General features: G+C 67.9%; 15 protein-coding genes and 1 tRNA gene. 8 read left to right on the top strand and 8 right to left on the bottom strand.

Features of this window, described 5'->3' with window-relative positions; all coding sequences use genetic code 11:
• Window positions 1-45: 45 nt before the first annotated feature.
• From lon to SK095_RS07930, 4 genes are all read left to right on the top strand, one after another.
• Entirely contained in the window at window positions 46-2,442 is a 2,397-nt protein-coding gene (gene lon, locus SK095_RS07945) for an endopeptidase La (RefSeq protein ID WP_136488939.1), read from the top strand.
• Window positions 2,443-2,586: 144 nt separating this feature from the next.
• Entirely contained in the window at window positions 2,587-2,859 is a 273-nt protein-coding gene (gene hupB, locus SK095_RS07940; protein ID WP_090215941.1) for a nucleoid-associated protein HU-beta, read from the top strand.
• Between the two features lie 50 nt (window positions 2,860-2,909).
• A tRNA-Asp gene (locus SK095_RS07935) sits at window positions 2,910-2,986 on the top strand.
• A gap of 105 nt (window positions 2,987-3,091) precedes the next feature.
• On the top strand, window positions 3,092-4,966 hold the full coding sequence (locus tag SK095_RS07930; protein WP_320548505.1) for a SurA N-terminal domain-containing protein: 1,875 nt from the start codon (window positions 3,092-3,094) through the stop codon (window positions 4,964-4,966).
• Between the two features lie 285 nt (window positions 4,967-5,251).
• On the opposite strand, the gene fabI is transcribed toward SK095_RS07930, so the two are convergent.
• The 8 genes from fabI to gloB all read right to left on the bottom strand — a co-directional run bounded on the left by fabI (window position 5,252) and on the right by gloB (window position 16,009).
• Window positions 5,252-6,046: an enoyl-ACP reductase FabI gene (fabI, locus tag SK095_RS07925; protein WP_320548504.1), complete on the bottom strand. Its 795-nt coding sequence runs from the start codon at window positions 6,044-6,046 to the stop codon at window positions 5,252-5,254.
• A gap of 20 nt (window positions 6,047-6,066) precedes the next feature.
• A complete protein-coding gene (locus tag SK095_RS07920; protein WP_320548503.1) occupies window positions 6,067-7,671 on the bottom strand; it encodes an ABC transporter ATP-binding protein in 1,605 nt (534 codons plus the stop codon).
• A 4-nt stretch (window positions 7,672-7,675) separates the two neighbouring features.
• Entirely contained in the window at window positions 7,676-8,695 is a 1,020-nt protein-coding gene (locus SK095_RS07915; protein WP_201486379.1) for an ABC transporter permease, read from the bottom strand.
• A gap of 3 nt (window positions 8,696-8,698) precedes the next feature.
• Entirely contained in the window at window positions 8,699-9,784 is a 1,086-nt protein-coding gene (locus SK095_RS07910) for a microcin C ABC transporter permease YejB (protein WP_136488934.1), read from the bottom strand.
• A 6-nt stretch (window positions 9,785-9,790) separates the two neighbouring features.
• Window positions 9,791-11,623 carry an extracellular solute-binding protein gene (locus SK095_RS07905; RefSeq protein WP_320548502.1) on the bottom strand — a complete coding sequence of 611 codons (1,833 nt, stop codon included), beginning with the start codon at window positions 11,621-11,623 and terminating at the stop codon, window positions 9,791-9,793.
• Window positions 11,620-13,449 carry an extracellular solute-binding protein gene (locus SK095_RS07900; RefSeq protein WP_320548501.1) on the bottom strand — a complete coding sequence of 610 codons (1,830 nt, stop codon included), beginning with the start codon at window positions 13,447-13,449 and terminating at the stop codon, window positions 11,620-11,622. The genes SK095_RS07905 and SK095_RS07900 overlap by 4 nt, the downstream gene beginning before the upstream one ends.
• Before the next feature lie 105 nt (window positions 13,450-13,554).
• The gene (locus SK095_RS07895) at window positions 13,555-15,141 is read right to left on the bottom strand and encodes a LysM peptidoglycan-binding domain-containing protein (RefSeq protein ID WP_320548500.1); all 1,587 of its coding nucleotides are present in this window, start codon (window positions 15,139-15,141) and stop codon (window positions 13,555-13,557) included.
• An 85-nt stretch (window positions 15,142-15,226) separates the two neighbouring features.
• Complete coding sequence (gene gloB, locus SK095_RS07890) at window positions 15,227-16,009, bottom strand: hydroxyacylglutathione hydrolase (RefSeq protein ID WP_320548499.1); 783 nt, start codon at window positions 16,007-16,009, stop codon at window positions 15,227-15,229.
• A 77-nt stretch (window positions 16,010-16,086) separates the two neighbouring features.
• Between gloB and SK095_RS07885 the strand changes: the two genes are divergently transcribed.
• From SK095_RS07885 to SK095_RS07870, 4 genes are all read left to right on the top strand, one after another.
• A complete protein-coding gene (locus SK095_RS07885) occupies window positions 16,087-16,857 on the top strand; it encodes a class I SAM-dependent methyltransferase (protein ID WP_136488929.1) in 771 nt (256 codons plus the stop codon).
• Window positions 16,850-17,305 (top strand): ribonuclease HI, encoded by a 456-nt coding sequence (rnhA, locus tag SK095_RS07880; RefSeq protein WP_201486383.1) that lies wholly within the window; start codon window positions 16,850-16,852, stop codon window positions 17,303-17,305. Before SK095_RS07885 ends, rnhA begins: the two co-directional genes overlap by 8 nt.
• A 42-nt stretch (window positions 17,306-17,347) precedes the next feature.
• Window positions 17,348-18,106 carry a DNA polymerase III subunit epsilon gene (dnaQ, locus tag SK095_RS07875; RefSeq protein ID WP_320548498.1) on the top strand — a complete coding sequence of 253 codons (759 nt, stop codon included), beginning with the start codon at window positions 17,348-17,350 and terminating at the stop codon, window positions 18,104-18,106.
• Between the two features lie 80 nt (window positions 18,107-18,186).
• Window positions 18,187-20,445 carry an Orn/Lys/Arg decarboxylase N-terminal domain-containing protein gene (locus tag SK095_RS07870; RefSeq protein WP_320548497.1) on the top strand — a complete coding sequence of 753 codons (2,259 nt, stop codon included), beginning with the start codon at window positions 18,187-18,189 and terminating at the stop codon, window positions 20,443-20,445.
• The last annotated feature ends 68 nt before the right edge of the window (window positions 20,446-20,513 follow it).

Genomic DNA, 20,513 nt, shown 5'->3' with positions numbered 1-20,513 from the left:
AACGCCCGTGAGTCTCTGCAGTCGGGCCTAGCAAGAGTTGAAAGCATGAACACGATCATCGAGTTGCCCCTTTTGCCGTTGCGCGATGTGGTGGTCTATCCGCACATGGTCATCCCGCTTTTCGTCGGTCGCGAAAAGTCCATCGAGGCGCTCGAGGCGGCCATGAGCGCCGACAAGCAGATCCTGCTGCTGGCGCAGAAGAATCCGGCGGACGACGATCCGGCCCCGGAAGCCCTGTATCGCATGGGCACCCTGGCCAGCGTGCTGCAACTGCTCAAGTTGCCCGACGGCACGGTCAAGGTGCTGGTCGAAGGTGGCCAGCGCGGAGCGGTCGAGCGCTTCATCGATGCCGGCAGCCATGCCCGCGCCGAGGTTAGCCTGGTCGAGGAGGGCAGCGTGCCGGCACGCGAGGCGGAAGTGTTCTGCCGCAGCCTGCTGAGCCAGTTCGAGCAGTACGTGCAGCTGGGCAAGAAGGTGCCGGCCGAAGTGCTCGGCTCGCTGACCGGCATCGACGATCCGGCGCGTCTGGTCGACACCATGGCCGCGCACATGGCGCTGCGCATCGAGCAGAAGCAGGAGATCCTCGAGCTCACCGACCTGACGGCCCGCATCGAGCACGTGCTCGGTCTGCTGGATGCCGAGATCGACCTGCTGCAGGTGGAGAAGCGCATCCGCGGCCGGGTCAAGAAGCAGATGGAGCGCAGCCAGCGCGAGTACTACCTCAACGAGCAGATGAAGGCGATCCAGAAGGAGCTCGGCGAGGGCGAGGAGGGCCACAGCGAGGTCGACGAGCTGAAGAAGCGCATCGACAACGCCGGCATGACCAAGGAAGCGCTGCAGAAGGCCAATGCCGAGCTGAACAAGCTCAAGCAGATGTCGCCGATGTCGGCCGAGGCCACCGTGGTGCGCTCCTACATCGAGTGGCTGACCAACGTGCCGTGGCAGGCCGAGAGCAAGGTGCGCCTCGATCTCAAGCGCGCCGAGGAGATCCTCGATGCCGACCACTACGGCCTGGAGGAGGTCAAGGAGCGCATCCTCGAGTTCCTCGCCGTGCAGAAGCGGGTGAAGAAACTGAAGGGGCCGGTGCTCTGCCTGGTCGGCCCGCCGGGGGTGGGCAAGACTTCGCTGGCCGAGTCGATCGCCCGCGCGACCAACCGCAAGTACGTGCGCATGGCCCTCGGCGGCGTGCGTGACGAGGCCGAGATCCGCGGCCACCGCCGCACCTACATCGGCTCGATGCCGGGCCGGCTGATCCAGAAGATGACCAAGGTCGGCGTGCGCAATCCGCTGTTCCTGCTCGACGAGATCGACAAGCTGGGCAGCGACATGCGCGGCGATCCGGCCTCGGCGCTGCTCGAGGTGCTCGATCCTGAGCAGAACCACAACTTCAACGACCATTACCTGGAGGTCGACTACGACCTTTCCAACGTGATGTTCCTGTGCACCGCCAACTCGATGAACATCCCGGCGCCGCTGCTCGACCGCATGGAGGTGATCCGCCTGCCGGGCTACACCGAGGCGGAGAAGATCAACATCGCCACCAAGTACCTGGTACCCAAGCAGGCCGCCGCCAACGGCCTGAAGAAGAGCGAGCTGAGCGTCGAGGAGGACGCCCTGCGCGACATCATCCGCTTCTATACCCGCGAGGCCGGGGTGCGCAACCTGGAGCGCGAGATCGCCAAGGTCTGCCGCAAGGTGGTCAAGGAGCATGCCCGCGAGAAGAGCGTCCGCGTCACCGTGACTCCCGATGACCTGGAGCACTACCTGGGTGTCAAGAAGTTCCGTTTCGGCAAGGCCGAGCTGCAGGATCAGGTCGGCCAGGTGACCGGTCTGGCCTGGACCCAGGTGGGCGGCGAACTGCTGACCATCGAGGCGGCCGTGGTCCCCGGCAAGGGTCAGTTGATCAAGACCGGCTCGCTGGGCGACGTGATGGGCGAGTCGATCACTGCCGCGCTGACCGTGGTGCGCAGCCGCGCCAAGAGCCTGGGTATCGCCCCGGACTTCCACGAGAAGCGCGACATCCACATCCACGTGCCGGAAGGCGCCACGCCCAAGGACGGTCCGAGTGCCGGCATCGGCATGTGTACAGCGCTGGTATCCGCCGTGACCGGCATCCCGGTGCGCGCCGACGTGGCCATGACCGGGGAGATCACCCTGCGCGGCCAGGTGCTGGCCATCGGCGGTCTCAAGGAGAAACTGCTGGCGGCTCATCGCGGTGGCATTACTACCGTGATCATTCCTGAAGAGAACGTGCGCGATCTGAAGGAGATTCCGGAGAACATCAAGGCTGACCTGCAGATCAAGCCGGTCAAATGGATTGACGAAGTCCTGCAGATTGCGCTGCAATACAAGCCTGAGCCCTTGTCTGACGCGGCTCCCGAGCGGGTAGGGGCGGATGACAAGCGTGAAGCTGAAGCCAAGGAGCGAATCAGCACCCACTAGTCATTGGGCTTCCTTGACACTCTTTTCGGGCGCTTGATATAAAGCGCCTCCTCGCATGTCGGCAAGCTTAACGGCACACCTGATAATTGCTGCAACCAGTCAAGATACGAACTACGAACTCAACAGGAATCAAGGGGACTTAGAGTGAACAAGTCGGAACTGATCGATGCCATTGCCGCATCTGCTGATATCCCGAAAGCTGTTGCCGGTCGCGCGCTGGATGCCGTGATCGACTCCATCACCGGTGCCCTGAAGGAAGGTGACTCCGTCGTGCTGGTAGGCTTCGGCACCTTCGCCGTCAAGGAGCGCGCCGCGCGTACCGGCCGCAACCCGCAGACCGGCAAGCCGATCGAGATCGAAGCGGCCAAGATCCCCGGCTTCAAGGCTGGCAAGGCCCTCAAGGATGCGGTGAACTGAGCGTCTTCCGGGTTTGAGTTTTTCCGGACCGCATTGGCTGGTCCGGCTGCGGAGCGGTAGTTCAGTCGGTTAGAATACCGGCCTGTCACGCCGGGGGTCGCGGGTTCGAGTCCCGTCCGCTCCGCCATCTATCGAGAAGGCGCATCCTCGGATGCGCCTTTCTTTTATTTCTCCGCCATAGACCCACGCCGGAGCCTGCCAGGGCGGGGGCCGGCCGCGTTTGGGGGGCTGCATGCTTCAGAATATCAGGGACAATTCGCAGGGCTGGATCGCCAAGACCATCATCGGCGTGATCATCGTGCTCATGGCGCTGACCGGCTTCGACGCGATCATGAACGCCACCAGCAACAAGCAGGATGCCGCCGAGGTCAACGGCGAGAGCGTCAGCCTCAACGAGCTGAATCGGGCGATGGACATGCAGCGCCGGCAGCTGGCCCAGCAGCTGGGCGAGCAGTTCGATGCCTCCCTGCTCGACGAGAAGCTCCTGCGCGAGGGCGCGCTGAAGGCGCTGATCGACCGCACCCTGCTGCTGCAGGGGGTCCGCGATGCCGGCTTCGGCTTCTCCCAGCAGGCGCTCGATCAGTTGATCCTGCTCACCCCCGAGTTCCAGGTGGACGGCAAGTTCAGTCCCGATCGCTTCGATCAGGTGATTCGCCAGATGGGCTACGACCGCCTGCAGTTCCGTCAGCTGCTGGAGGAGGAGATGCTCATCGGCCAGCTGCGCGCCGGCCTCGCCGGCAGCGGCTTCGTCACCGACCAGGAGGTGCGCGCCTTCGCCGCCCTCGAGCGGCAGACTCGCGACTTCGCCACGCTGGCGATCAAGGCGCACTCTGAGCAGGTCGAGGTATCCGCCGACGAGGTCAAGGCCTACTACGACGAGCATGCCAGCGAGTTCATGACTCCCGAGCAGGTGCAGGTCGAGTATGTCGAGCTGAAGAAGGACGCCTTCTTCGATCAGGTCGAGGTGGCCGATGCCGATGTCCAGGCTGCCTACGAGAAGGAAATCGCCAATCTCGGCGAGCAGCGCAAGGCCTCGCACATCCTGCTGGAAGCCGGCGGCCAGATGAGCGACGAGCAGGCCAAGGCCAAGCTCGAGGAGCTCAAGGCCCGCATCGACAAGGGCGAGGACTTCGCTGCCCTGGCCAAGGAGTTCTCTCAGGATCCGGGTTCGGCCGGCAACGGCGGCGATCTGGGCTTTGCCGGCAAGGGGGTCTACGACAAGGCCTTCGAGGATGCCCTGTTCTCCCTCCAGAAGGGCCAGGTATCGGCGCCGGTGAAGAGCGAGTTCGGCTGGCACCTGATCCGTCTTGACGACGTGCAGGCCGCCGAGGTGCCGAGCCTGGACAGCCTGCGTCCGCAACTGGTGCGCGAACTCAAGGCGCAGCAGGTCGAGCAGCGTTTCGTCGAGGCCAGCAAGCAGCTGGAGGACGCCGCGTTCGAGGCGGCCGACCTGGCCCAGCCGGCCCAGGAGCTGGGTCTCGAGGTCAAGCAGGCGGCGCCGTTCGGCCGCGAGGGTGGCGAGGGTATCGCTGCCAATCGCCAGGTGGTGCAGGCCGCCTTCAGCCCCGAGGTGCTTACCGAGGGCGCCAACAGCAGTGCTCTCGAGCTGGATCCGGATACCGTGGTGGTCCTGCGCGTCAAGGAGCACCGCAAGTCCGAGCAGCAGCCGCTGGAGCAACTGGCCGACAAGCTGGGTGAGAGGATCCGCAGCGAGCGGGCGGCCGCCGCGGCGCAGACTCGCGGCGAAGCGCTGCTGGCCGAGCTGCGCGCCGGCAAGACGCCGGTGGTGCAGGCCGAGTCCGGCGAGGCCTGGCAGGTGAGCGAGGCGGCCACCCGCAGCCAGGAGGGCGTCGATCCGCAGGTGCTGCAGGCGCTGTTCCGCCTGCCGCGCCCGCAGGCGGCCGACAAGCCGAGCTTCGCCGGTCTGTCGCTGGCCAACGGCGACTATCTGGTGCTGCGCCTCAATGGGGTGAGCGCCGCCGAGGCCGAGCTGTCTGCCGAGGAGCTGGCCATGTACCGCCGCTTCCTCGCCTCGCGCAGTGGCCAGCAGGACTTCCTGGCCTTCCAGCGCCAGCTGCAGACCGAGGCGAAAATCGAGCGTTTCTGATCGGTCACGCGTCTAGGTGATACCCGCAACGCCTCCGCAAGGGGGCGTTGTGCATTCCGGGATGGAGAAAGCGCACGTGCCAGGCGCTCGCTGCGCTCGGTGGCATGCTGCTGGGAGCTGGGAGCTGGGAGCTGGGAGCTGGGAGCTGGGAGCTGGGAGCTGGGAGCTGGGAGCTGGGAGCTGGGAGCTGGGAGCTGGGAGCTGGCTGGGAGCTGGCTGGGAGCTGGCCGGACGGCCGAACCGCGGGGAAACCGGCCCGCACGGCGGCGGGCCGGTACGGAGCGCTTACTCTTCCAGCGCACCCATGGCGGTGGTGTTGAAGCCACCGTCGACATACATGATCTCGCCGCTGATGCCCGAGGCCAGGTCGGAGCACAGGAAGGCAGCGGCGTTGCCGACCTCCTCGATGGTCACGTTGCGGCGCAGCGGGGTCTGGCGCTCGTTGGCAGCCAGCATCTTGCGGAAGCTGGCGATGCCGCTGGCGGCCAGGGTGCGGATGGGGCCTGCGGAGATGCAGTTGACGCGGGTGCCTTCCGGGCCGAGGCTGCCGGCCAGGTAGCGCACGCCGGCTTCCAGCGAGGCCTTGGCCATGCCCATCACGTTGTAGTTGGGCATGGTGCGCTCGGCGCCCAGGTAGGACAGGGTCAGCAGGCTGCCGTTGCGGCCCTTCATCAGCTCGCGGCCGGCCTTGGCCAGGGCGACGAAGCTGTAGGCGCTGATGTCGTGGGCGATCTTGAAGCCTTCGCGGGTGGTGACTTCGGTGAAGTCGCCGTTCAGTTGGTCGCCCGGGGCGAAGCCGACCGAGTGGACGATGCAGTCCAGGCCGTCCCACTTCTTGCCCAGCTCCTCGAATACGCGGGCGATGTCGTCGTCGTTGGCGACGTCGCAGGGGAAGCACATCTCGGCGCTGGAGCCCCAGCTGGCGGCGAATTCCTCGACGCGGCCCTTGAGCTTGTCGTTCTGGTAGGTGAAGGCCAGTTCAGCGCCTTCGCGGTGCATCGCGGCGGCGATGCCGGAGGCGATGGACAGCTTGCTGGCGACGCCGACGATCAGCACGCGCTTGCCGGTCATGAAACCCATTGTGTACTTCCTCTTGCTGGTTAATCGGCAGCGCCCGGCGCCATGAAGGCGGCTTCGAGCAGCTGCTGTGTGTAGGGGTGCTGCGGCGCATGGAAGATCGCGCCGGCTTCACCCTGTTCGACCACCTTGCCGTGCCGCACCACCATCAGCTGGTGGCTGAGGGCCCGGACCACCGCCAGGTCATGGCTGATGAACAGGTAGGTCAGATTGTACTTGTGCTGCAGGCTGCGCAGCAGCTCCACCACCTGGCGCTGCACCGTGCGGTCGAGCGCCGAGGTCGGCTCGTCGAGCAGGATCAGCTGCGGCTTGAGCACCAGCGCGCGGGCGATGGCGATGCGCTGGCGCTGTCCGCCGGAAAACTCGTGAGGGTAGCGGTGCCGGCTGGCCGGATCCAGGCCGACTTCGACGAGTGCGGCGATGATAGCCTGCTCGCGCTCGGCCGGCGTGCCGATGCCGTGGATCTCCAGACCCTCGCCGATGATCTGGCCCACCGACATGCGCGGGCTCAGGCTGCCGAACGGGTCCTGGAACACCACCTGCATCTGCCGACGCAGCGGACGCACGTCGTGCTGGCCGAGGCCGTCGATGGCCTGGCCGGCGAAGCGGATCGCGCCGCGGCTGCCGATCAGGCGCAGGATCGCCAGGCCGAGGGTCGACTTGCCCGAGCCGCTTTCACCGACGATGCCGAGAGTCTGCCCCTGCGGCAGGCTGAAGTTGACCCCGTCGACCGCCTTGACGTGGTCGACGGTACGCCGCAGCAGGCCCTTCCTGATCGGGAACCACACGCGCAGGTCGTTGACCTCGAGCAGCGGCTTGCCGGGCGGGTTGTCCGCCGGTCCGCCGCTGGGGTCGGTGCTGAGCAGCTCCCGAGTGTAGGGATGCTGCGGCGCGGCGAACAGCTGCGCGCACTCGGCCTGTTCGACGATGCGCCCGCGCTGCATGACACACACGCGCTGGGCGATGCGTCGTACCAGGTTGAGGTCGTGGGTGATCAGCAGCAGGGCCATGCCCAGGCGCGCCTGCAGCTCCTTGAGCAGCTCGAGGATCTTCAGCTGCACGGTGACGTCCAGCGCGGTGGTCGGCTCGTCGGCGATGAGGATTTCCGGCTCGTTGGCCAGCGCCATGGCGATCATCACCCGCTGGCGCTGGCCGCCGGACAGCTCGTGCGGGTAGGCCTTGAGGCGCTTGGCCGGTTCGGGGATGCCGACCAGTTCCAGCAGCTCCAGCACCCGCGCGCACGCCGCCTGGCCGGTCAACCCCTTGTGCAGGGCGAGCACCTCGGCGATCTGCTTCTCCACCGTATGCAGCGGATTGAGCGAGGTCATCGGCTCCTGGAACACCATGGCGATGCGGTTGCCGCGAATGCCGCGCAGGCGCCGCTCCGGCAGCGTGAGCAGGTCCTCGCCGCCGTAGCGGATGCTGCCGCCCGGGTGGCTGCTGCTGCGCGGCAGCAGGCGCAGGATGGAGTGGGCGGTCACCGACTTGCCGGAGCCGCTTTCGCCGACCAGCGCCAGGGTCTCGCCGCGGCGGATCTCGAAGCTGACGCCGTGCACCACGGTCTGCGGCGCGCCGCCGTGACTGAAGGCGACCTGCAGGTCGCGGATCTCGAGCAAAGGTTCGCTCATCGGCTCATTTCCTCGGGTCGAAGGCATCGCGCGCGGCCTCGCCGATGAACACCAGCAGGGTCAGCATCAGCGCCAGCACGGCGAAGGCGCTGATGCCCAGCCACGGCGCCTGCAGGTTGGACTTGCCCTGGGCGACCAACTCGCCCAGCGACGGCGCGCCGGGCGGCAGGCCGAAGCCGAGGAAGTCCAGCGCGGTCAGGGTGCCGATGGCGCCGGTGAGGATGAACGGCATGAAGGTCATGGTCGAGACCATGGCGTTGGGCAGGATGTGGCGGTACATGATGGCGCCGTTGCCCATGCCCAGGGCGCGGGCGGCGCGCACGTACTCGAGGTTGCGCCCGCGCAGGAACTCGGCGCGCACCACGTCGACCAGGCTCATCCAGGAGAACAGCAGCATGATGCCCAGCAGCCACCAGAAGTTCGGTTCGACGAAGCTGGCGAGGATGATCAGCAGGTAGAGCACCGGCAGGCCCGACCAGATCTCCAGGAAGCGCTGGCCGATCAGGTCGACCCAGCCGCCGTAGAAGCCCTGCAGCGCGCCGGCGGCGACGCCGATCACCGAACTGGCCAGGGTCAGGATCAGGGCGAACAGCACCGAGATGCGGAAGCCGTAGATCACCCGCGCCAGCACGTCGCGGCCCTGGTCGTCGGTGCCCAGCCAGTTGTCCGCCGAGGGCGGCGCCGGCGCCGGTACCTTGAGCTCGAAGTTGATGCTGTCGTAGCTGTAGGGGATCGGCGGCCAGAGCATCCAGCCGTCCTTCGACTCGATCAGCTCGCGCATGTACGGGCTCTTGTAGTCGGCCTCCAGCGGGAACTCGCCGCCGAAGGCGGTTTCCGGGTAGCGCTTGAGCACCGGCGCGTACCACTGGCCGTCGTAGCTGACCAGCAGCGGCTTGTCGTTGGCGATCAGCTCGGCGCCGAGGCTGAGGATGAACAGGCCGAGGAACAGCCACAGGCTGTACCAGCCGCGCCGGTGCGCCTTGAACAGCGCGAAGCGGCGCTGGTTGATGGGCGAGAGGGCCATGGCTCAGCCCTCCCGGCTTTCGAAGTCGATGCGCGGATCGACCAGGGTGTAGGTCAGGTCGCCGATCAGTTTCACGATCAGTCCCAGCAGGGTGAAGATGAACAGGGTGCCGAACACCACCGGATAGTCGCGGTTGATCGCCGACTCGAAGCTCAGCAGACCGAGGCCGTCGAGGGAGAAGATCACCTCGATCAGCAGGGAGCCGGTGAAGAAGATGCCGATGAACGCCGAGGGGAAACCGGCGATGATGATCAGCATGGCGTTGCGGAACACGTGGCCGTAGAGCACGCGGCGCTCGGAGAGGCCCTTGGCGCGCGCGGTGATCACGTACTGCTTGCCGATCTCGTCGAGGAAGCTGTTCTTGGTCAGCAGGGTCAGGGTGGCGAAGTTGCCGATCACCAGCGCGGTCACCGGCAGCGCCAGGTGCCAGAAGTAGTCGGCGATCTTGCCCCACAGGCTTAGCTCGTCGAAGTTGTTCGAGGTCAGCCCGCGCAGCGGGAACCAGTCGAAGTAGCTGCCGCCGGCGAACAGCACGATCAGGAGGATGGCGAACAGGAAGGCGGGGATGGCATAGCCGACGATGATCGCCGTGCTGGTCCACACGTCGAAGTGGCTGCCGTGGCGCATGGCCTTGGCGATCCCCAGCGGGATCGACACCAGGTACATGATCAGCGTGCTCCACAGCCCCAGCGAGATCGACACCGGCATCTTCTCGGCGATCAGCTCGATCACCGTGGCGTCGCGGAAGAAGCTCTGGCCGAAGTCGAAGTGCAGGTAGTTCTGGATCATGATCCAGAAACGCTCGCTGGCCGGCTTGTCGAAGCCGTACATGCGCTCGATTTCCGCGATCAGTTCGGGGTCCAGGCCTTGGGCGCCGCGGTAGGTATTGCCGGCCGCCGCCACCTCGGCGCCGCCGCCGGCGATGCGCCCGGTGGCGCCGCCGGCGGCGGCGTCGAAGCCTTCCAGCTTGGCGATCATCTGCTCCACCGGGCCGCCGGGGGCGGCCTGGATGATGATGAAGTTGATCAGCAGGATGCCGAACAGGGTCGGCACGATCAGCAGCAGGCGGCGCAGGATATAGGCCAGCATCCGGCGTTACTCCTTCTGGCCGCTGGCGGCGAGCGGTGCCTGGCCGTCGGGTCTGGCCCACCAGGTGTACAGGCCGATGTCGTACAGCGGCGCCACCGCAGGGTGCCCGAGGCGGTTCCAGCGCGCCACCCGCCAGGTCTTGATGTGCCAGTTGGGGATCACGTAGTGGCCCCACAGCAGCACGCGGTCCAGTGCCCGGGTGTGGTCGATCAGCGCCTGGCGGCTGTCGGCCTTGATCAGGCCCTCGACCAAGGCGTCGATGGCCGGATCCTTGAGGCCGATCAGGTTGCGGCTGCCGGGGTTGTCGGCGCTGCTGGAATGCCAGTATTCGCGCTGCTCGTTGCCCGGCGAACTGGACTGGCTGAAGCCGCCGACGATCAGGTCGAAGTCGCGCGAGCGCAGGCGGTTGATGTACTGGGAGACATCGGCGCGGCGGATCTGCAGCTCGATGCCGAGGCTGGCCAGGTTGCGCTTGAACGGCAGCAGCACGCGCTCGAACTCGACCTGGGCGAGGAGGAACTCGATGGTCACCGGCTTGCCCGTGGCGTCGAGCATGCGGTCGTTCTCCAGCCGCCAGCCGGCCTGTTGCAGCAGCTCGAAGGCGCGCCGGCGCTGTTCGCGGATCACCCCGCTGCCGTCGCTCTGCGGCGGCTGGTACTCGGCTTCGAACACCTGCGCCGGCAGGCGTTCGCGCCACGGCTCTAGCAGTTTCAGCTCGGCCGGCGAGGGCGTGCCGCGGGAGGCCAGCTCGGAGTTCTCGAAGTAGCTGCGCGTGCGGGTGTAGGCGCCGTAGAACAGCTGGCGGTTGGTCCACTCGAAGTCGAACAGCAGGCCGAGGGCCTCGCGCACGCGCACGTCCTGGAACAGCGGGCGGCGCAGGTTGAAGATGAAGCCCTGCATGCCGGCCGGGTTGTGGTTGGCGATCTCCTCCTTGATCAGCCGGCCGTCGTGGATCGCCGGCGAGTCGTAGGCGGTGGCCCAGTTCTTCGCGCTGGTCTCCACCCAGAAGTCGAACTGGCCGGCCTTGAGCGCCTCCAGCGCCACGGTGTTGTCGCGGTAGTAGTCGATCACCAGGCTGTCGAAGTTGTACTGGCCGCGGTTGACCGGCAGGTCCTTGCCCCACCAGTCCCTGACCCGCTCGTAGCGGATGCTGCGCCCGGCCTGCACCTCGGCGACCTTGTAGGGGCCGCTGCCCAGCGGCGGCTCGAGGCTGGTGCGATTGAATTCACGGCCCTCCCAGGCGTGCCTGGGCAGCACCGGCAACTGGCCGACGATCAGCGGCAGTTCGCGGTTGCCGCCGTGGCGGAAGTCGAAGCGTACCGTGCGTCCATCCTCGGCGACCGCCTTCGCCACGTCGGCGTAGTAGGCCTTGTACTGCGGCGAGCCATCCTTCATCAGGGTGTCGAAGGTGAACACCACGTCGGCGGCGGTCACCGGCGTGCCGTCGTGGAAGCGCGCCGCGCGGCGCAGGGTGAAGCGCACCCAGCGGTTGTCCGGCGCCTTCTCGATGCTCTCGGCGAGCAGGCCGTACTCGGTGAACGGCTCGTCCAGGCTGCGCTTGGTCAGGGTGTCGTAGACCAGGCCGATCTCGTCGGCGGCCACGCCCTTGTTGATGAACGGGTTGAGGCTGTCGAAGCCGCCGAAGCCGGCCTGGCGCAGGGTGCCGCCCTTGGGCGCCTCCGGATTGACGTAGGCGAAGTGGTGGAAGTCGGCCGGGTACTTGGGGGCTTCGTCGTAGAGGGTGGCGGCATGCCGGGCGGCGGCCCCCGCGTGGCCGGCGAGGCCGAGCAGCAGGAGGCCGGCAGCGAGCAGGCGGGTGCAGCGCGGGAGGGCGGTCATCTGCGGTTCTCCGGGGTCTTGAGCCACCAGGCGCGCAGCCCCAGGGTATAGGGGGGCGTGGTGACATGGTCGAAGCGGTTGCGCCAGGCCAGGCGATGATGGTCGCTGTACCAGTTGGGAATGCTGTAGTGCTGCGACAGCAGTACCCGGTCGATGGCGCGGGTGGCGGCCACCTGCTGGTTGCGCGTCTGCGCGGCGAGCAGCTTGTCGAGCAGGGCATCGATCACCGGATGATTGACTCCGGCATAGTTGCGGCCACCGCGCACGCCGACCTGACTGGAATGGAAATACTGCCACTGCTCCAGGCCGGGGCTCAGGGTCTGCGGCAGGGTCATCAGGATCATGTCGTAGTCGTAGCCGTCGATGCGCTGCTTGTACTGGGCGCGGTCGACGGTGCGCAGGCTGGCCTGCACGCCGATGCGCGCGAGGTTGTCGCGATACGGCTGGAGGATGCGCTCCAGCCCCGGGTTGACCAGCAGGATCTCGAAACGCAGCGGCTGGCCACGGCCATTGACCAGGCCGCCGGCGGAGAGTTTCCAGCCGGCCCGGGCGAGCAGGTCGAGGGCGTGGCGCAGGGTCTCGCGCGGGATGCCGTGGCCATCGGTCTGCGGCATCCGTGGCGGCGCGGTGAACAGCTCCGCCGGCAGCTGCTTGCGGTACGGGGACAGCAGCAGCCACTCCTCGCCCTGGGGCAGGCCGTCGGCGGCGAATTCGCTGTTGGGGTAGTAGCTGGTGGCGCGGCTGTAGGCGTTGTTGAACAGCGTGCGGTTGCTCCATTCGAAGTCGAACAGCAGGGCCATGGCCTCGCGCACCCGCACGTCGGCGAAATGGGCTCGGCGGCTGTTCATGAACAGCGCCTGGGTCTGGGTCGGGATACGGTGGGGAATCTCCGTCTTGACGATCTCGCCGCGTGCCATCGCCGGTATGTCGTAGCCGTTGGCCCAGTTCTTCGCCTGGTTCTCGATGTAGAAGTCGAACTCGCCGGCCTTGAATGCCTCGAAGGCGACGTGGTTGTCGCGGTAGAACTCCACCTCGACGCGGTCGAAGTTGTACTTGCCGCGGTTGACCGGCAGGTCCTTGCCCCACCAGTCCTTGACCCGCTCGAACACCAGGCGCCGCCCCGGCACCACCTGGGCGATGCGGTAGGGGCCGCTGCCCAGCGGCGGCTCGTAGGTGGTGGCCTTGAAGTCGCGGCCGCGCCAGTAGTGTTCGGGTAGCACCGGCAGTTCGCCCAGGCGCAGGATCAGCAGCGGATTGCCGCTGCGCTTGAATACGAAGCGGATGCGCTGCTTGCCGAGGATGTCGACGCGGCGCACTTCCTGCAGCGCGGTACGGTACTGCGGGTGGCCGTCGCGGACCAGCAGGCGGTAGGAAAAGGCCACGTCGGCGGCGGTGATCGGATGGCCGTCGTGGAAGCGCGCCTCGGGGCGCAGGTTGAACACCACCCAGCTGCGGTCCTTGCTGTATTCGACCGAGGCGGCGATCAGCCCGTAGCTGGAGGTCGGCTCGTCGCCCGAGGGGTCGTAGATGCCGGTGCCGACCATCAGCGGCGCGTTCAGCTCGTTGATGCCGTATTGCAGGAAGTTGGCCGTACCGACCGGGCTGCTGCCCTTGAGGGTATAGGGGTTGAGGGTGTCGAAGGTGCCGGCGGCCATCAGCCGTACGCTGCCACCCTTGGGCGCCTGCGGGTTGACCCAGTCGAAATGGCTGAAGTTGGCCGGGTACTTGAGGGAGCCGAACTGGGCATAGCCGTGCCGTTCGATGACGGCAGCGCCAGCGGGCAGGCAGGCGGCCAGACCGAGCAGCAGGGCGAGGAGACGACTCATCGGGCGAGGGTCCGGTCCGTGGCAATCTTGGAGGTTGGGAAAGCTACAGTAACAGCTTGTATCGGCTGGAAAAAGGGTGGCTCCGGGAGGCCTCGCCGCGGATTTTCAGCGTCGCGGCAGGTAGAGGGTGAGGGTCTGCCCCGGTTTCAGCGTGCGGCCCAGGGAGGGGTTCCACTCCTTGAGATGCCGGGTGTGCACCGAGAAGCGCTCGGCGATGGCGGCGAGGGAGTCGCCGCGGCGCACCTTGTAGTAGGTGACCGAGTGGCGCGTGTTGCCGCTGGAGGTCTGGCCGGCGGTGTCGGCCAGGTGCAGGGTGAGGACCTGGCCGGCCTTGAGGTTGCGGCCCTTGAGCCGGTTCCAGCGCTGCAGGTCGGTGGCGGTCACCTTGTGCTGCCGGGCGATGCTCCACAGGCTATCGCCGCGGCGCACCCGGTATCTGCGGGGCGTCGCGGTCTTGGTCGGCGCCTCGGCGACCGGCTGCGGGCTGCGCTCGAACAGGGGGGCCGTCGGCGGGCTGTCGGCGGTCTGCGGGATCAGCAGGGTCTGGCCGACGCGCACGCGATTGGCGGACAGGCGGTTGATGTCGCGCAGGGTGGTGACCGTGACGTGGTGGCGGTTGGCGATGTCGTGCAGGCTGTCGCCGCTGCGCACCTGGTAGCGCTGCCATTGCACCAGGCTCTCCGGCCGCAGGCGGGCGAGGCTCTCGCTGAGACCCTCGGCCTTGTCCACCGGCACCAGCAGGTGGCGCGGGCCGTCGAGGGTGATGCCGTGCTTGAATGCCGGATTGAGCTGGTACAGCTCGTCCTTGTCGACATCGGCCATCGCGGCCACCTTCGACAGGTCGAGCTGGTGGCGGATGGCGACCTTCTCGAAGTAGGGCTCGTTGGCGATCGGCGCGAGGCTGACGCCGTAGGCGGCCGGGCTCTGGATGATCTGCGACACGGCCAGCAGCTTGGGCACGTAGTCCTGGGTTTCCCTGGGCAGTGGCAGGTTCCAGTAGTCGGTCGGCAGGCCCTGGCGCTGGTTGCGCTCGATGGCGCGGCTGACCGTGCCCTCGCCGGCGTTGTAGGACGCCAGGGCGAGCAGCCAGTCGCCGTTGAACATGTCGTGCAGGCGTTTGAGGTAGCTGATCGCCGCATTGGTGGAGGCGAGGATGTCGCGGCGGCCGTCGTACCAGTTGGTCTGGCGCAGGTTGAAGTGGCGGCCGGTGGAGGGGATGAACTGCCAGAGGCCGGCGGCGTGGGCCGGCGAGTAGGCCTGCGGATTGTAGGAACTCTCGATCATCGGCAGCAGCGCCAGCTCCAGCGGCATGCCGTTCTCTTCGAGGCGCTCGACGATGTAGTGGATGTAGGGGCCGCTGCGTTCGGCGATCTGCTGGATCGAGCCTGGCCGGCTGGCGAGACCGAAGCGCTGGCGCTCGACGCGCGGGTTGGTGCCGATCTGGTCCTGCAGCTTGTAGCCGGCGCGGATGCGTTCCCAGATGTCCTCGTGACGGGGCTTCTCGGGCTGCTGCAGCGCCTTGCTCCATTCGATCGACTTGCCGACCTGGACGGCACGCTCGGTGTCGCTGCCGGCATCGCTGCCACCACGGCTCTGGCAGCCGGCGATGACCAGCAGCAGGGCGACCAGCAGGAGGCGGATGGCGCGGGGCTGCAGGTAGGCGGCGAGGCCCGGAGGCGTTGGTGGCGGCATCGGCTGGTGACTTTCCCGGGTAAAAAGTCGGGCGATTCTAGGAACCGCCCTTTGCGGTGGTCAAGTTTGCACCAGCGCCCGAATGTTACCGGAAGTTGTCCTTCCAGACGCGCAATGCCGCAAACGCCGTCTCCGCCGTCGTCGGCGCGCTGCCTGCGTGTTCCGCGCAGCTTTTGCGCACGGCCGGCTCGTTCGCCCGCAGGAAGGGGTTGGTGGCCAGCTCCAGGCTCAGGGTGGACGGCAGGGTCGGCAGGTCCCGCTCGCGCAGGGCGGCGGCCTCGCGCTGGCGCTGCTGCAGGGCCTGGTTGTCCGGTTCGACGGCCAGGGCGAAGCGCAGGTTGGCCAGGGTGTACTCGTGGGTGCAATAGACGCGGGTCGGGCCCGGCAGGCTGGCCAGACGTTGCAGCGAGGCGTGCATCTGCGCGGCGGTACCCTCGAACAGGCGGCCACAGCCGGCGGCGAACAGGGTGTCGCCGCAGAGCAGCACGGGCTGGCCGGCGCCCTCGGTGAACAGGGCGACATGGCCGGCGGTATGCCCCGGGACATGCAGCACCTGCCACTCCAGGCCGAGGACGTCGATCCTCTGGCTGTCCTCGAGGGCGACATCGCGGCAGGGAATGGCCTCGAGAGCCGGGCCGAGCACCCGCGCGCCGGTGCGTGCCTTGAGCTCGAGGACGCCGCCGGTGTGGTCCTGATGGTGGTGGGTGACGAGGATGTCGGTGAGCAGCCAGTCCGGATGGGCGGCCAGCCAGGCCAGCACCGGTGCGCTGTCGCCGGGGTCGACCGCGGCGCAGCGCTGCCGGGCCGGGTCCTGTAACAGCCAGATATAGTTGTCGCTGAAGGCGGGCAGGGCGGTGATCTGTATCATGGGCAGGCGAGCCGTTATGCTGAGTCGATCCGGCATCTTAGGTCGCCAGTCGTCTCTGGCGCCAGACGGGAGGATTCATGAACGAGCAGCTCCCTCGCCCGGGCCACACCGCCTGGCTGGCCCTGCAGCGCGATGCCCATGCCTGGTTCTCCGGTCCGCTGGGCGGCCTGCTGCTGTCCCGCCAGCAGCGGTTGCTGGCCGAGCAGCTCGATGCGCTGTTCGGCAGCTTCCTGCTGCACTACGGCTTCGCCGGCGCCGGTCTGCCGCCGCTGCAGCAGCTCAGCCACAGCGTCCGCCTCGGGGCGCCGTTGCCCGGCGTGGAGATCGCCTGCGAGGAGGATGCCTGGCCGGTGCTCGAGCATGCCGCCGACGTGGTGCTGCTGCAGCATGCCCTGGATTTCGCCGTGTCGCCGCACCAGCTGCTGCGCGAGGCGGCCCGCTGCGTGCGCCCCGGCGGCCACCTGCTGGTGGTCGGCATCCATCCCCGGAGCCTGTGGGGCCTGCGCCACTTTCTGGCCGGCGACGTGCTGGCGCAGGCTCGCTGCATCTCGCCGGCGCGCCTGGCCGACTGGCTGCGCCTGCTCGGCTTCGCGCTGGAGAAACGCCGCTTCGGATGCTATTGTCCGCCGCTTTCCTCGCAGCGCTGGCAGGCGCGCCTGCTCGGCATCGAGCCCTGGGCGCAGGACCTGCAACTGCCCGGTGGCGGCTTCTATCTGCTCACGGCGCGCAAGCTGGTCGCCGGCCTGCGGCCGCTGCCGCAGCCGCGCCGGGCCACGGTCAGCCCGCTGCGACCGGTTCCCGTGGCCAAGGTCGGCCGTCATCCAGGCAGCAAGCACAACCATGAGTGACAGTGTCGAGATCTATACCGATGGCGCCTGCAAGGGCAACCCCGGCCCCGGCGGCTGGGGGGCCCTGCTGGTCTACAAGGGCGCCGAGCGCGAGCTGTGGGGCGGCGAGGCGCAGACCACCAACAACCGCATGGAGCTGACCGCGGCCATCCGCGCCCTGGCCACGCTCAACCGGTCGTGCCGGGTGGAGCTGACCACCGACTCCGAGTACGTGATGAAGGGCATCAGGGAGTGGCTGCCCAACTGGAAGAAGCGCGGCTGGAAGACCGCAGCGCGTCAGCCAGTGAAGAACGCCGACCTCTGGCAGGCGCTGGACGAGCAGGTCGGCCGCCATGAGGTGCACTGGCACTGGGTGCGCGGCCACAACGGCCATCCCGGCAACGAGCGGGCCGACCAGTTGGCCAATCGCGGCGTCGCCGAGGTCAACGGCTCGCGCCAGGCCGTGTGACGGCGTCTTGTCCCTCGATTCACCTGCAGGCAGATATTTCCCATGCGCTACGTAGTCCTCGATACCGAAACCACCGGCCTCGAGCCCCGCGAAGGGCACCGCATCATCGAGATCGGCTGCGTCGAGCTGGTCGGCCGGCGCCTGACCGGGCGTCATTTCCACGTCTACATCAACCCCGAGCGCGAGGTCGACGAGGGCGCCATCGCGGTGCACGGCATCACCAACGAGTTCCTCGCCGACAAGCCGCGCTTTCGCGAGGTGGTCGACGAGTTCTTCGAGTTCATCAAGGGCGCCGAGCTGATCATCCACAACGCGGCGTTCGACATCGGCTTCATCAATCACGAGTTTGCCCGCCTGAGCGACCGCCCCGGGCTGGGCGAGGTGCTCGACCACTGCACGGTGCTCGACACCCTGCTGATGGCCCGCGAGCGGCATCCGGGGCAGCGCAACAATCTCGATGCCCTGTGCAAGCGCTATGGCGTCGACAACTCCGGGCGCGATCTGCACGGCGCGCTGCTCGATGCCGAGATCCTCGCCGACGTCTACCTGGCGATGACCGGCGGCCAGACCAGCCTGTCGCTGGCCGGGCAGAACAGCGAGGGCGAGGGTGGCAACGGACCGCAGGTGTCGGAGATCCGCCGCCTGCCGGCCGACCGGCCGCGCGTCCGGGTGATCCGCGCCAGCGCCGCGGAGCTCGAGCAGCACGCCGCCCGCCTGGCGGCGGTGGCCAAGTCCAGCGGCGGCCCGGCGCTCTGGCAGCAGCTCGAGCCGGCCGAAGGCGAGGCGCCGACCCTGCACTGACGAGGGTTTCGCCGCGGCGCCGGGGCGGCTAACCTCAAGGCATCGGCAGGCGGAGCCTGCGCGTCCGGGGAAGCTGGCGCATGTACAAGGACCTGAAGTTTCCGGTACTCATCGTCCATCGCGACATCAAGGCCGACAGCGTGGCCGGCGAGCGGGTGCGCGGCATCGCCGGCGAGCTGGAGCAGGACGGTTTCAGTGTCCTCGCCACCGCCAGTGCCCGCGAGGGACGCATAGTCGCCTCCTCGCAGCACGGCCTGGCCTGCATCCTGGTCGCCGCCGAGGGGGCGGGCGACAACCCGCGACTGCTGCAGGACGTGGTCGAGCTGGTCCGTGCCGCGCGCCTGCGCGCCCCGCAGTTGCCGATCTTCGCCCTCGGCGAGCAGGTCACCATCGAGAACGCGCCGCCCGAGGCGATGGCCGAGCTCAACCAGCTGCGCGGCATCCTCTACCTGTTCGAGGACACCGTGTCCTTCCACGCCCGCCAGGTGGCGCGGGCGGCGCGCAGCTACCTCGATGGCCTGCTGCCGCCGTTCTTCCGCGCCCTGGTGCAGCACACCGCCGAGTCCCACTATTCCTGGCACACCCCGGGGCACGGCGGTGGCGTGGCCTATCGCAAGAGCCCGGTGGGCCAGGCGTTCCACCAGTTCTTCGGCGAGAACACCCTGCGCTCCGACCTGTCGGTGTCGGTGCCCGAACTGGGGTCGCTGCTCGACCATACCGGCCCGCTGGCCGAGGCCGAACGCCGCGCGGCGCGCAACTTCGGCGCCGACCACACCTTCTTCGTGATCAACGGCACCTCGACGGCGAACAAGATCGTCTGGCAGGCGATGGTCGGCCGCGACGACCTGGTGCTGGTCGATCGCAACTGCCACAAGTCGGTGGTCCACGCGCTGATCATGACCGGCGCCATCCCCCTGTACCTCAATCCGGCGCGCAACGAGCTGGGGATCATCGGGCCGATCCCGCTGGCCGAGTTCAGCCGCGAGGCGATCGCCGCCAAGATCGCCGCCTGTCCGCTGGCCCGGGGCCGCGAGGCGAGGGTCCGCCTCGCCGTGGTGACCAACTCGACCTACGACGGCCTGTGCTACAACGCCGAGCTGATCAAGCGCACGCTGGCCGGCAGCGTCGAGGTGCTGCACTTCGACGAGGCGTGGTACGCCTACGCCGCGTTCCACGAGTTCTATGCCGGGCGCTACGCCATGGGTACCTCGCGCGGGGCTGGTGACGAGCCGCTGCTGTTCGGCACCCACTCCACGCACAAGCTGCTGGCCGCCTTCAGCCAGGCCTCGATGATCCATGTGCAGGACGGCGGCCAGCGCCGTCTGGATGTGGCGCGCTTCAACGAGGCGTTCATGATGCACACCTCGACTTCGCCGCAGTACGGCATCCTCGCCTCGCTGGACGTGGCCTCGGCGATGATGGAGGGGCCTGCCGGGCGCTCGCTGATCCAGGAGACCTTCGACGAGGCGCTGGCCTTCCGTCACGCCATGGCCAACCTGCGCGGCAGCCTGCCGTCCGGCGACTGGTGGTTCGACATCTGGCAGCCGGAGGGGGTGGATGCCGCGGCGCAGGTGCAGACCGGCGACTGGCTGCTGGCGCCGCAGGCGTCCTGGCACGGGTTCGGCGACCTGGCCGAGGACTACGTGCTGCTCGATCCGGTCAAGGTCACCCTGGTGATGCCCGGCCTGCGCGCCGACGGCAGCCTGCAGGGGCGGGGCATCCCGGCGGCGGTGGTCGGCAAGTTCCTCTGGGAGCGCGGTGTGGTGGTGGAGAAGACCGGTCTCTACTCGCTGCTGGTGCTGTTCTCGCTGAGCATCACCAAGGGCAAGTGGAGCACGCTGGTCACCGAGCTGCTCGAGTTCAAGCGCCTGTACGACGCCAATGCGCCGCTGGTCGAGGCGCTGCCCTCGATCGCCCGCGTCGATCCGCTGCGCTACCAGGGGCTCGGCCTGCGCGATCTGTGCGAGCAGTTGCATGCCTGCTATCGAGACAACCGCGTGCCGCGGGCGCTCAGCCGCATGTACACGCATCTGCCGGAGCTGGCCCTGAAGCCGGCCGCAGCCTGGGATCACCTGGTGCGCGGCGAGGTCGAGGCGGTGCCGCTGGAGGCGCTGGAGGGGCGCATCGCCGCGGTGATGCTGGTGCCCTATCCGCCGGGGATCCCGCTGATCATGCCGGGGGAGCGCTTCACCGCCGCCTGCCGGCCGATCATCGACTACCTGCAGTTCTCCCGCCGCTTCGAGCAGGCCTTTCCGGGCTTCGAGTCCGAGGTCCACGGGCTGCAGCACACGCAGGTCGACGGTCAGCGCCGCCATACCGTGGACTGCATCCGCGTCTGAGCGAGGGCAACCCGAGGCTGCCGTGATCTGGATCACTATGGTCGGATTCGCCTTTGTCGCCAGGCTTG

The organism is Pseudomonas sp. AN-1 (assembly GCF_034057115.1).
Lineage (GTDB): Bacteria > Pseudomonadota > Gammaproteobacteria > Pseudomonadales > Pseudomonadaceae > Geopseudomonas.
Note: the sequence above shows the minus strand (reverse complement) of the source record. Positions and strands in the feature narration are given on the sequence as shown.